Raw genomic sequence first — 12,278 nt, 5'->3', positions numbered from 1 at the left:
AAATCAAAACATTTTACAATTTTATTGTTTTTTAAGTATAAAAATACTTACATTGACGAATAAAAGCATAAAATTAATTATGTATATAATACACTAAGCCCATGCCGGAATTTAAAACTTTAGGGCAATTTATTATTGAAAAGCAAGCCGATTTTCCATATGCGAAAGGTGAACTTTCCAGGTTATTACGCGACATTGGAATAGCGGCCAAGATAGTTAACCGCGAAGTGAACAAAGCCGGCCTGATGGATATATTAGGCAATTCGGGCAGCATCAATATACAAGGAGAAAGCCAGCAGAAACTTGACATTTATGCCAATGAACAATTTATCTCTGCCTTGCGCTGCGGAGGAGAATGTTGTATTGTTGCCTCTGAAGAAAATGAGAATATCATTCCGTTAAATGATGTCATTTCGCAACACGCTAAATATATCGTGGCCATTGACCCTCTTGATGGTTCTTCAAATATTGATGTAAATGTGGCAGTAGGCACCATTTTTTCAATCTATCATAGAGTTTCACAAAACGGCCCGGCTACACTGGAAGACGTGTTGCAATGCGGAACACAACAAGTTGCTGCCGGATATATAATATATGGCTCTTCTACCATGCTGGTTTATACCACAGGCAAAGGCGTTAACGGATTTACACTAGATCCATCTATTGGCGAATTCTGTCTTTCCCATCCTAATATGCAAATACCTAAAGACGGGTTGATCTATTCTATTAACGAAGGCAACTATGTGCATTTCCCGAAAGGTGTAAAACAATACATTAAATACTGCCAGGTGGAAGACAAAGCTACCAACCGGCCATATACTTCCCGCTATATTGGCTCGATGGTTGCCGACTTGCACCGTAACCTTATAAAAGGAGGGATTTTTATTTATCCGGTTACGGCATCTGCACCAAACGGCAAGTTGCGGCTAGTATATGAATGCAACCCCATGGCCTTCGTTATTGAGCAGGCAGGCGGCAGAGCCACTAATGGAAAAGACCGCATATTGGATCTGGAAGTAAACAAACTACACCAGCGTTCGCCAATTTTTATAGGCTCTGAGAAAATGGTAATGCGTGCGGAGGCTTTTATGGAAGAGGCAGGAGTGCTTACTTTTAATGATATTGTAAACTTATGATAAATAAAGAACTTGACCCGACCGATACCGGCATTTTACGCTTATTGCAAAATGATGCCCGGCTTACACATAAAGAATTGGGGCAGCGCCTGCATAAATCAATAACTCCTATTCATGCCAGGGTGCGCCGATTGCAGGATGAAGGCTATATTAAACGCTATGCAGCTATCCTTGATCCAAAAAAAATAGGCCGCGGCCTTATTGTTTATACTCAGGTACAGCTAAAGCAACATGCCCAGGATAGTTTACTGGCATTTCAGGCCGAAGTGGTGAAACTAAGCGAGGTAATGGAATGCTATCACATGACGGGCGCTTTTGATTTTTTACTGCGGATAGCAATTAGCGATATGGACGAATATAATCACCTGGTGATGAATAAGCTTTCCATCCTGCCCGATGTAGGTATGATGCAAAGCTTTTTTGTAATGTCAGAAGCAAAAAATGAATCGGCATATGAGCTTGGGGCAGGAAAATAAAACAGTAGGCATTAATTGTTCTACTAATTTTTTAATTGGTCATACTTAATTGGTTTTAAAACAAAACAGGACAGCATTGCTGCTGTCCTGCCTTCAATAAGCTTATTGCTCTCTCTACATCAGCTCAGGCTTTGCCACCTTTGCGGCCAGCTTCCCTTGCTTCTTTAGAATCGAATTCATGAGCATTCCCAGATTCATGAGCAGCTTTACCGCCCTTACTGGCAATTTCACGTTGTTTGTCGTCATCCATAGAAGCGAACCCTCGGTTAGAGCTACCACTATTTTCCTGACTTTCCTGGCTTCCTCCACGATTTCCAGGACTATTGCCCTGACTTTCCTGGCTGCTTCTGCTATTTCCCTGATTGCTTCCCCGGCCTTTTTGATCCTTCTCTTCACCGCCGCCCTGATTTTTTTGATTAGTTGCCATTTTGATAATTTTTAAAGATTTATAATTATTTCAACATTAATATCTACTATAATTGCGTGCCATACAATCCAACAAACAAATTAAAAACTAAACTATTCAACCACAGTTCGTTAACAAAACCAGAGAGCATTTAATAAATGAGGTAATATTTCAGCTGTATGATTATTGTATATGGCATACAACAATAGTGTATATTATTTTATGCCTCAAATATTTTGCCATAAACCATTATCTACCTTTAAGCTGATACGCATACGGTGGCTCTGCCCCCATCAGGTTTTTCACAAAATAATCCCAGCGGCGGCGCATCATATATGGCGCATAAGCACCATAACCATGCGGGCTGTTAGGAAATACAACCAGATCATAATCCTTATTGGCTTTTTCAAGGGCTTCAATAACCAAAAAGGTATTTTGCGGCGGCACATTATTATCCATTAAACCGTGGGCCAGCATAAGCTTACCTTTTAAGTTTTTGGCTAAGTTTTGATTGGCCTGTGCATTATAATCAGCGTTAGTAACTAAACCGTTATAACGTTCGCCCCAGTTGTCTTCATAATTCAGGTTTTCGTGATTGCCTGATTCTGAAATACCAACCTTAAAGAAATCAGGATAACGGAACATAGCGGCGGCAGCGGCAAAGCCACCACCAGAGTGCCCCCAGATACCAACCTTATCCAGATCCATGTAAGGGTATTTTGCTGCCAGTTGTTTAATGCCCGATACCTGATCTGATAGTGTATTATCGGCCATGTTGCCATAGCTCATATCATGAAAACTTTTTGAACGCAGTGGGTTGCTGGTACCTTCAATTTCTACTACAATAAATCCTAATTCGGCAAGAGCGCCATTGTCTCCGCGTTCAGTAGCGAACGCCCAACTGCCTACACTCCCACCTTGCGGACCAGGATAGATATAATCAATAACCGGATATTTTTTATTGGGATCAATTGTTTTTGGCACCCACATTAAGCCGTATATATCTGTTTTGCCATCATGCGCTTTAACAGAGAAAGGAATTACAGGTTTCCAGCCGGTAGCACTAAGTTTGGATAGATCGGTTTTTTCCAACTCCATTATTTGCTTGCCCTGCATATTACGCAATACGGTTACCGGCGCAACATCAGGCTTAGAATATGTATCTATAATATAATTACCCTTTGGCGAAAAGCTTGTAGTATGGTTGCCAGAACCCGGAGTTAACACAGTGAAACCCTTACCATCAAACCCGATCTTGCAAAGCTGAGTAAAATAAGGATTCTCGGTTTCTAACCCTCCTGCTGTAAAATAAATGATTCGATTTTTTTCATCTATCTTATCTACCCCGGTCACTATCCAATCGCCCTTAGTAACCTGGTTCTTTAATTTACCGGTTGTTGCATCATATAAATAAAGATGCCCCCAATTATCACGTTCAGAGAACCAAAGTATCTCGTTAGTTTTGCTCAGGTATCTCCAGTTTACCGCTGCCCATCCCGATTCAAACTGGGTGGGTACAGTTTCTTCAAAAATCTCTCGAACGGCGCCTGTTTCGGCATCCGCCATACGTACCTTTTCTTGTTTATGATCGCGGTTGGTAGAGGCAAAAACCAGCTTGGTTGCGTCGTCGCTCCAATATACATCCGCCCATCCTGCACCGCCTTTAATGTCATCGCTTAGTGTAGATCTATGCGGATCAGGGGCCACCTGTAATTTAATTACTTTTGGATTTTCTACATTAATAATAACTCGGGTAAGCATCGGTATTTCTTTATCGCCCGGGAAAGGATATTTCCATGCTTTTAAGGTTGGCGCACCTACTTTAGTGGGCACCAGATAGGCATTATTTACTTTACGCTCATCCTGCTGAAAGGTGGCTATCTTTTTTGAATCAGGCGACCACACCAGGATGGCTCTTTCGCTTGCTGCCCAGCCGGCATTGTCAGTTGCGTAACCATTATCCTTTACCCCATCAGTAGTTAATTGAGTTTCCTTACCGGTTGGCAAGTCACGAACCCATAAATTGAAATCTTTTATATAGGCAGCTTTCTTTTTATCTGGCGACAGTATATCATTACCTCCTCCGGTCCCACCCCCACGGCGGCCACGGCCGCCAGTTAATGCAACTACCTTTACCGTGCTGGTATCAGTTACAACGCGGTTATTTTCAAATCGCCATTGTTTTCCTTCTGCCTGGAAGATAATACCCTTTCCGTCGGCTGAAAAACTAATGGCCTGGAAAGGTAATTCAGTTGCTTTAAATTGCTTTCCGGTAGCTGTTGATAAAGCAATTGCCAGTTTTTGATGATCAAAAGCAGCAACTTTAGTTGCCTTGGCAGGATTAAACAAAATGAATTGATTGCCTTCGGCAACCGGTGTACGATAATAAAAACGATCATCAGCAAGCCACATAGGGCTTATGCCGGTATGCTCAACTAATGGCTCTGTATTATAGGCCATCATACTTTCGGCACGTTCGTAATCTTTTGCGGTAAAAATTTTACCCTGTTGGGCATGTGTAGTTAATGCCAATACCAAAGGTATAGCGGTAAGAAAAAACTTATTCATAGCGATTTTAAGACAGTTAATTTTAGGCAACCAATATACAGCTATTTATATTTTTTCAAGTACCTGTATAGAAATTATGCTTTGGTGAGAATAGCTATTATAGTTGTTCCGCTTATTTTTAAGCGGATATTAAAAGGGCTTAAGTTTTACAACGAAGCCCGCGAGATTCAAAACCAGTTTGCTCTTATATAATATTTATTTTGATTAGCCAATTGGCAGCTCGAAGAAAAAGGTTGAACCTTTACCTAATTCACTCTCAATCCACATTTTACCTTTATGCCTGCTGATAATTTCATGGCAGATATACAAGCCGATACCCAGGCCAGACATATGCGCCGCCAAATTCTCTACGCGATAAAACCTGGAGAATATTCTTTCTTGTTGATTTTTAGCTATACCAATACCAAAATCTTGTATTGATACTTTTATTTTATTGCCTGAAACTGCCGCTTTTATAATAACCTTATCAGTGCCCGGCGAATATTTAACCGCGTTAGTGATAAGGTTAATAATTACCTGCTCCATACGTTGATGATCTGCCCTAAGCAGGATAGGCTGCTTATTATATTGCAGTTCTATTTTATGGCTGTTATAGCTTTGCTGCATCATTTCTGTAACTTCAGTCAACATATCAACCATATCAAACTGAGTATAAGACAATGGTAGTTTACCGGTTTGAATTTTGGATACATCCAACAGATCAGATATCAACGTTGTGAGTTTATTAACTTGTTGCAAAGCTTTACTAATAAAGGCTTTGTTTTTGTCGTCAGCCGAAAGGTTGCGTTTAATAATTTGCAAATAGCCACTAATACTGGTTACAGGTGTTTTTAATTCATGGCTGGCCAAACCAATAAACTCATCTTTTTTAGCATTTAATACATGTACTTCTTCATATAGCTTAGCATTATCTAAAGCTACAGATGCTTGAGCAGCTACTCCGGCTACTAATTGCTCATGTTCTTTTTTAAACATCGCGGGCTTAGAGTGCCCAAAAAATAATCCGCCTATAACCTCTCCTGCTTTAGAGGTTATAGGCACAGCTAAATAGCTTATTACAGGCAAATACCCTTCAGGCATATCTGTATAGGGTGAGTTTTTTTCATATTTTGGATCTTTTGTAATATCATCAACCCTTATTATACCTTCGCCGTTAAAGATTGAAGCAAAAACAGCTGTATCGCGCTTCATGCCAAATTTTTCAAAGGCTTCACGGGGGGCACCGGATAATGTATATAACATATATGATTCGCCTTTCTCATTAACCTGATTATGAAAAAAGGCCCCAAATGATGCGCCGGTGAGCTGAGTGGTAGCATCGGTAACTTTTTGTAATATACTTTGCGTATCTAAACCGGCCGATATGGTCTGTCCTATTGAGTTTAATATTTCTAACCGCTCTGCATAATTTTTCAATTGCTCGTCGGCATGTTTTTGCTTGCTGATATCGCGTACAATCTTTGAAGCGCCAATTACCTGCCCCTCTTCATTCCTTATAGGCGATACCGTAAGTGAAATAGGAATTTCAGCACCCGATTTTGTTTTCCGGATAGTTTCAAAATGGTCAATCCGTTGGCTGTTTCTTATTTTTTCAATTATTATTTGCTCTTCCTTTCGCCGATCTTCCGGTATAACTAAAGTGATATGTTTGCCAATTGCTTCATTTTCAGTATGTCCAAATAAGTTTTCCGCTGATTGGTTCCAGCTGGTAATAATGCCATCTAATGTTTTACTGATGATAGCATCCTCTGATGATTCAATAATGGCTGCAAGCATGGCCTGTTTATCTTTACTATCAGTAAGTTGTTTTATAGATAATTGCAGGCTTCTTTGAGTATCTGCAAGTTCTTTATTGGCAGCCGCTAATTCTTTATTATAATACTCTTGAAGCTTTAAAGTTCTTTGGTTTTGTAAAAGATCTGATTCAGTTTCGGCAAGCTGATCAAAAGTCGTTAAATGATTAGAGATCAATTTGGCAAAAAGGTTAAACATTTCTGTTATCGCCGACGAGCTAACATTAGCCGGTTTAGGGTCGATAGCGCAAAGCGTACCAAAAAAACTTCCATCTTTACGAAAAACAGGAACCGAGATATAGCTTTGAAAACCATACATAGCCGGGGTTTGATGCTCACAAAAAAAAACATCTTTCAAAACATCATCAATAATAACCGGTTTACCGCTTTGTCGTATCTCATTACAAATGGTGGTTTCCAACTGTAACTCTCCACCTGCCTCTATTCCAAAGTTTATTTCATCACGCACACTACAGGCTACCCACCTGTCCTCGGTTACACGCGCTATGGCAGCAAAGCCCATGCCTGTAGTACAACATATAACTTCAAGCAAGGTGGATACCATTGGCAAATTACTAACCGCTTCAATATCGGCTTGAATATTAGGGTCAATATGTTTTTTCAGGTTTCTATTTTCTTTTATCACTTATTGAGTATACTTTATACAATTATAAATATTTGACGTAATAATATTGATATGCTTATTATAAAATAAACTTATCGAAAATAAACCTTATCGGTCATTATTTATCCTAAGTGCAACAATATAGCGCCATTATAGTTTTATACTAATAAACTATTTCTATGGAAAAATTCGAGATATCCGTTACCGATAATAATAAAAACCTTCATTTTGAGATTTTCGACTATATGCATCACGACGGCGAAAATTGTAAATATGAAGTATTTAAGAATGGACAATTTGTAGGAAGTTTTGAGCCTGATGGACATAAAGTTTTACATATCTGTAAAAACCCGGGCGTTATTAAGGAAAGCATGTTACACCTGATTGCTGATCAGTTAGAAAACTACCATATTTAATTAAAAACCAAAAAGTTGAATAATATGAAAAGTAACGAAGTAGTAATTGCGGGCTTTACCGGCACAACTTTTATGACCCTGTTTAGCTATCTGGTTTCTGTAGCCGATGATGAAAATTTTAGTGAACCTGAAAGATTGGGGCAACTGACCCATGCCTTGTTACCTATGCTTAATGAGGAAGAGACCCAATCTATGGGTTGGGCCGGACATTATGCCGTTGGTTTATTATTTGCAATGGTGTATGTAGAGCTTTGGCGCAGGAAAAAGATTAAATCATCCATAAAAAACAACCTGGCATTAGGTGCGATAAGTGGGCTTGTTGCAGTAGCCATTTGGAAAACCACTTTTAAAATGCACCCGCTGCCGCCTGCAATGAGCTTTAACAAGTACTATGTGCAACTTGTACCGGCGCACGTGGTATTTGCTGTTTTTGCGGGGATTGGGTACCAGTTGTTTAAGAAATTTGGCGAGGGTAAAAGGATAAACTAAGACCAGACAACAATTAAACATATTAAGTTATTTTGGGTTCGATATAAGATTGATATTAGATATCGCCCCATCGTTAACTTATTTCTTCTCCGCCATCAAAGCCGTCAACTCAGCAGCAACCTTTTGTGCCAACGCGGTATAACCAACAGGCAACGGATGCGCACCATCGCCGCCCTGGTAATATTCGGGATGATCTATAACCGTTGCCCAAAGGTCATCTACCTTAATATCTTTTTGAGCGGTTATATAATCAAGCGCTATTTTATTGCGGGTTTTTATGCGTTCTGTCTTTGGGTCGAATATTTTAGCATCGGCGCGGGTATGTAATGGTGTAAGCGTTGCCCACATTAATTTGGCATTGGGCGCGTTTTTACGTATGGTTTGCACAAAGGCCGGGAAAGCCGCCTTGTATTCATCTTCGGTATAATCAAACCCGTGCAGGCCATTATTAAACTGTACGATATCAAATTTATAATAGCTCATTATCAGGTCTATTTCTTTTAGCAGCGCCGGGTCGCACAGGCTTTTTGAGGTAGCTAAACGTGCTACGTAAGCTTTACCTTTCATCAGCTCAACAACCTCGGGATAATAACCCCTGGTAATTGAATTACCGATCAACAATATCCGCGGTAAAGCCGAATCATTAGTATTTGGCATAAATGCGTCTATCCACTCGGTGCCTTCTCTTCGTGGTTTGGTATCCTGCGCTATGGATGGTATCGCGATAGCAATTAATAAAATTGCTGATAGTAAAAATTTAGGTTTCATTTATATGGTTTAGATAGGTTTATCTTCTTCTTTTTTCTCTTCTGCGGTTTCTTGTCTTTCAATAATTATGGTGCACTCGCCAATTAATGCTGCTATAGCTCCTACTGCCGCGAACATAGGCATTAATAACATACCTACCACGCCCAGGGTTAGCGGAAAACTTGCTATTTCTTTACCGGCCTTATCGGCAATAGTAATACGGGTTATATTACCTTCTTCTATTAGTTCTTTTACCTTTTTAAGCAGGCCCTCTCCATTTATAGAGAAGAATTCTTTGTTGGCCATACGGTATGTTTTTAATATTATTTGTTTGCTTGGCTTAAATGCAGTGGATTTTCTGTCCGCTTTTTATTTTTAATCCTTATCCTTTGGAGAGGAATCGGGGTAAAACTAAATATTAATTGAAGATAATACTTTTAATAAAATATTAAAAATACAAACCATTTATTAAATACTTGGTTTATATTTTATGGAAGCCAACAAACTGTCGCAAACACTTGAAAAAGCGTTAAACGACCAGATGAACAATGAGGCGCATAATGCGCAGATGTACCTGGCATATGCCGCATGGGCAAGCGAAAATGGGTATACCGGTATTGCAAACTTTCTCTTCAGACATGTAAACGAGCGGCGTAATTACATGATGAAATTTCTGGAATATATTTTAAAACGCGGCGCTAAAGTTGTGGTTAAAGCTATACCTGCACCCGGCCCGGACCCGATAAGTATAAATGATTGCTTTGAAAAAATATTTACATCAGAAGTTGAAAACATATCCAAAATATATGCCATTGTAAACATGGGTACGGCCGAAAAAGACTGGACAACCTTTAGCTTTATGCAATGGTTTATTAAAGAACAAACGGAAGAAGAAACCCTTGAAATGGACCTGTTAAATAAAATAAAAGCCGCTGAAGATCCGGATGCTAAAGACGATATCGCTTACCTGTTGGAGACCTTGTAGAAAAGCCAACGATGCCCTATTCGCACAGAATAGAACTTTTGTATAGCTAAGATTTTATTGCCAATTATTTGCCGAAAACCCCTAAATTGGCTGCCCATACCTATAAGGTATTATTATAGCAACCAATAAAAATTCAGCTTTCAGCAATAAATCAATGAGATCAATTAGTTTTTGTTTTGTATTATTATTTGCAACGGTAGTTAGTACCGCGTTTGCACAGGAAACCGACCTGGTTAAATATGTAAACCCGTTAGCCGGAACGGCAAACAGCACCACACCATCCGCATTAAAGCATGGTTACGAGGCCCTTACTAATTATGCCAATACGGCGCCATCTGTAACTACGCCTTTTGCCATGACGCAATGGATACCGCAAACACAGGCAGCCGAACAAAAATGTATACCGCCATATTATTATAAAGACAATGCTTTCTCGGGCTTCCGCGGCTCGCACTGGATAAGCGGCTCCTGCACGCAGGATTATGGCAGTGTAACCATTATGCCTATAACCGGCAAGTTAAAAACAACAGGCTATGCCACGCAGTTTACGCATAAAGATGAAAAGTCTACCCCCTATGTATACCGTGTTAATTTGCCATCTTATAAAATACACACCGCTGTTACCGCTACGCCTCGCGCAGGCATAATTGAAGTTACTGCAGATGCCGCCGACAGCCTGTACCTGTTAATTACACCAAACAGCGACTGGGGCGAAGGCTATGTTAAAGTCGACACGAAAAACAATGAGATATATGGTTACAATCCTGCGCACCGCATTTATCAGGGCTGGGGCAAAGCGGCAGGTTTTAGCGGATACTTTGTTATTAAGTTGGAAAAGAAAATTGGCACAAATGGAATGTTCCTTACCGACAATTCTAATATACCCGATAGTCTTAAGGGAAGAAAAAACAAAGGAGCTTATGTGGGCTTCAAGATACAAAAGGGCGAGAAATTGCATATTCGCATAGGCACGTCGTTCACCAGTATAGATGGCGCACGTAAAAATTTAGACGCTGAGCTGCCGGGATGGGATTTTGAAGCTGTTGCCGCCAAATGCAAAGCAATATGGCAACAGGCTTTAAAGCAAATTACAGTTAACACCACCAACACGGTTGATAAGCATATTTTTTATACTTCGTTTTACCATGCCATGCAGGTGCCACGCTTGTATAATGATGTGGATGGCACTTACCCTAAATTCTCATCAAACTATAAACTGGCTAAAATGCCAAAGGGTGGCAATTATTATGATGATTACTCGCTATGGGATATTTTCAGGGCAGAGATACCTTTGTTTGAAATACTGAAACCAACCTATGTAAATAACTTCGTACAATCGCTTTTAACCAAAGGCGAGCAAGGCGGATGGCTGCCTATTTTCCCTTGCTGGAATAATTACACATCAGAAATGGTGGGCGACCATACCACATCGGTTATCTCATCTGCTTACTTAAAGGGCATCAGTACGGTTAATATAGAAAATGCCTACCGCCTGATGCGCCAAAACGCGTTCGATCAGCCTAAAACCAAAGCCGAATATGTAGAGGGTAAAGGTCGTCGTGCTTTAAACTCGTACATTAAATATGGTTATATCCCTTTGGAGGATAGCGTGTTGGAAGCCTTCCATAAAATGGAGCAGGTGAGCCGTACATTGGAGTATGCCTATGATGATTACGCGCTGGCCCAGCTATCAAAAAAATTAGGCAAGACGGACGACTACGACAAGCTTTTAAAGCGCTCGAAAAACTATGTTAATGTGTTCGATCCGTCAACAGGTTTTGTAAGGGGACGCTATCAAAACGGCAGCTTTATCAAACCATTTAACCCCGACTCTAAACAAACCTATATAACAGAAGGCACACCAAGGCAATACACCTTCTACGTGCCGCAGGATGTACAGGGACTAACCAAACTAATGGGTGGCCGCCAAAAACTGGAAACCGCTTTAGATAGCCAGTTTATTAAAGGCGAATACTGGCACGGTAATGAGCCGGGGCACCAAAGTCCGTTTATGTATAACTATACGGCCAGTAGCTGGAAAACACAAAAGCAAGTGCGCGCCATATTAGCTGCCGAATACAGCAACGGCCCGGGTGGCTTGGGTGGTAATGACGATGCCGGGCAAATGTCGGCATGGTATATGTTTGCCTCGATGGGTTTTTACCCGGTAAGCCCAATTTCCGGCGAGTATGTTTTATGCTCGCCCCTATTTGACAATGTAACTATTAACCTAAACGATGGTAAAAAGCTACAGATAATTTGTCACAAAAAATCTAAAAGTTCCATGTACATCAATGCGGTAAAATGGAACGGGCAGACCTATTCAAAAAATTATATCACTTATACCAACATTGTAAAGGGCGGCATACTTGATATTTACTTACAGGATGTGCCGGATAAAAACTGGGGAGCAAACCCTGCACAGCAACCAACGGGTGTGCCGACGGCGGTTAAATAATACTCCGCTTGTTACATTTTGTTACACGAAATAGTGTAACAAAATGTAACAAGTGAAACAAGATTTTGACTTAAAGTATTGTTTATAAGACAATTGCGAAAAAGTGATGTAACAAAATGTAACAACTTATTCGTCAGTATTTTTAAGTTTAATTTTTAGTTTTATCATTGATAATCAAC

General features: G+C 40.1%; 11 protein-coding genes. 6 read left to right on the top strand and 5 right to left on the bottom strand.

Going from position 1 to position 12,278, the window contains the following annotated elements:
- Positions 1 to 101: 101 nt before the first annotated feature.
- Both fbp and JWP71_RS02885 read left to right on the top strand, forming a co-directional pair.
- Entirely contained in the window at positions 102 to 1,136 is a 1,035-nt protein-coding gene (fbp, locus tag JWP71_RS02890; protein WP_299496890.1) for a class 1 fructose-bisphosphatase, read from the top strand.
- Complete coding sequence (locus JWP71_RS02885; protein ID WP_299496887.1) at positions 1,133 to 1,612, top strand: Lrp/AsnC family transcriptional regulator; 480 nt, start codon at positions 1,133 to 1,135, stop codon at positions 1,610 to 1,612. The genes fbp and JWP71_RS02885 overlap by 4 nt, the downstream gene beginning before the upstream one ends.
- 124 nt (positions 1,613 to 1,736) lie before the next feature.
- Here JWP71_RS02885 and JWP71_RS02880 read toward each other — a convergent pair whose 3' ends face one another.
- The 3 genes from JWP71_RS02880 to JWP71_RS02870 all read right to left on the bottom strand — a co-directional run bounded on the left by JWP71_RS02880 (position 1,737) and on the right by JWP71_RS02870 (position 7,025).
- Complete coding sequence (locus JWP71_RS02880) at positions 1,737 to 2,039, bottom strand: KGG domain-containing protein (RefSeq protein WP_299496885.1); 303 nt, start codon at positions 2,037 to 2,039, stop codon at positions 1,737 to 1,739.
- A gap of 228 nt (positions 2,040 to 2,267) precedes the next feature.
- Entirely contained in the window at positions 2,268 to 4,586 is a 2,319-nt protein-coding gene (locus JWP71_RS02875) for a DPP IV N-terminal domain-containing protein (RefSeq protein ID WP_299496882.1), read from the bottom strand.
- Positions 4,587 to 4,790: 204 nt separating this feature from the next.
- On the bottom strand, positions 4,791 to 7,025 hold the full coding sequence (locus JWP71_RS02870; RefSeq protein ID WP_299496880.1) for a PAS domain S-box protein: 2,235 nt from the start codon (positions 7,023 to 7,025) through the stop codon (positions 4,791 to 4,793).
- Between the two features lie 158 nt (positions 7,026 to 7,183).
- Here JWP71_RS02870 and JWP71_RS02865 point away from each other — a divergent pair, with 158 nt between their 5' ends.
- Both JWP71_RS02865 and JWP71_RS02860 read left to right on the top strand, forming a co-directional pair.
- Complete coding sequence (locus JWP71_RS02865) at positions 7,184 to 7,420, top strand: hypothetical protein (protein WP_299496878.1); 237 nt, start codon at positions 7,184 to 7,186, stop codon at positions 7,418 to 7,420.
- A 24-nt stretch (positions 7,421 to 7,444) separates the two neighbouring features.
- Positions 7,445 to 7,909, top strand: a complete 465-nt coding sequence (locus JWP71_RS02860; RefSeq protein ID WP_299496876.1) for a hypothetical protein — start codon at positions 7,445 to 7,447, stop codon at positions 7,907 to 7,909.
- A 78-nt stretch (positions 7,910 to 7,987) separates the two neighbouring features.
- Here the strand turns inward: JWP71_RS02860 and JWP71_RS02855 are convergent, their stop codons facing one another.
- Together JWP71_RS02855 and JWP71_RS02850 are read right to left on the bottom strand one after the other, a co-directional pair.
- Entirely contained in the window at positions 7,988 to 8,677 is a 690-nt protein-coding gene (locus JWP71_RS02855) for an SGNH/GDSL hydrolase family protein (protein ID WP_299496874.1), read from the bottom strand.
- Positions 8,678 to 8,686: 9 nt separating this feature from the next.
- Positions 8,687 to 8,962 carry a DUF4342 domain-containing protein gene (locus JWP71_RS02850; protein WP_299496872.1) on the bottom strand — a complete coding sequence of 92 codons (276 nt, stop codon included), beginning with the start codon at positions 8,960 to 8,962 and terminating at the stop codon, positions 8,687 to 8,689.
- Between the two features lie 184 nt (positions 8,963 to 9,146).
- Here JWP71_RS02850 and JWP71_RS02845 point away from each other — a divergent pair, with 184 nt between their 5' ends.
- Both JWP71_RS02845 and JWP71_RS02840 read left to right on the top strand, forming a co-directional pair.
- Positions 9,147 to 9,641 (top strand): ferritin, encoded by a 495-nt coding sequence (locus JWP71_RS02845; RefSeq protein ID WP_299496869.1) that lies wholly within the window; start codon positions 9,147 to 9,149, stop codon positions 9,639 to 9,641.
- Between the two features lie 154 nt (positions 9,642 to 9,795).
- Positions 9,796 to 12,099 (top strand): GH92 family glycosyl hydrolase, encoded by a 2,304-nt coding sequence (locus JWP71_RS02840; protein WP_299496867.1) that lies wholly within the window; start codon positions 9,796 to 9,798, stop codon positions 12,097 to 12,099.
- The last annotated feature ends 179 nt before the right edge of the window (positions 12,100 to 12,278 follow it).

Source organism: Mucilaginibacter sp., assembly GCF_028287845.1.
Lineage (GTDB): Bacteria > Bacteroidota > Bacteroidia > Sphingobacteriales > Sphingobacteriaceae > Mucilaginibacter.
Note: the sequence above shows the minus strand (reverse complement) of the source record. Positions and strands in the feature narration are given on the sequence as shown.

Bases quoted from the DNA above. Each gene is read 5' to 3' on its own strand.
- JWP71_RS02845 (WP_299496869.1), top strand. From the start codon at position 9,147: ATGGAAGCCAACAAACTGTCGCAAACACTTGAAAAAGCGTTAAACGAC.
- JWP71_RS02865 (WP_299496878.1), top strand. From the start codon at position 7,184: ATGGAAAAATTCGAGATATCCGTTACCGATAATAATAAAAACCTTCAT.
- JWP71_RS02885 (WP_299496887.1), top strand. From the start codon at position 1,133: ATGATAAATAAAGAACTTGACCCGACCGATACCGGCATTTTACGCTTA.
- JWP71_RS02875 (WP_299496882.1), bottom strand. From the start codon at position 4,586: ATGAATAAGTTTTTTCTTACCGCTATACCTTTGGTATTGGCATTAACT.
- JWP71_RS02840 (WP_299496867.1), top strand. From the start codon at position 9,796: ATGAGATCAATTAGTTTTTGTTTTGTATTATTATTTGCAACGGTAGTT.
- JWP71_RS02860 (WP_299496876.1), top strand. From the start codon at position 7,445: ATGAAAAGTAACGAAGTAGTAATTGCGGGCTTTACCGGCACAACTTTT.
- JWP71_RS02855 (WP_299496874.1), bottom strand. From the start codon at position 8,677: ATGAAACCTAAATTTTTACTATCAGCAATTTTATTAATTGCTATCGCG.
- JWP71_RS02850 (WP_299496872.1), bottom strand. From the start codon at position 8,962: ATGGCCAACAAAGAATTCTTCTCTATAAATGGAGAGGGCCTGCTTAAA.
- fbp (WP_299496890.1), top strand. From the start codon at position 102: ATGCCGGAATTTAAAACTTTAGGGCAATTTATTATTGAAAAGCAAGCC.
- JWP71_RS02880 (WP_299496885.1), bottom strand. From the start codon at position 2,039: ATGGCAACTAATCAAAAAAATCAGGGCGGCGGTGAAGAGAAGGATCAA.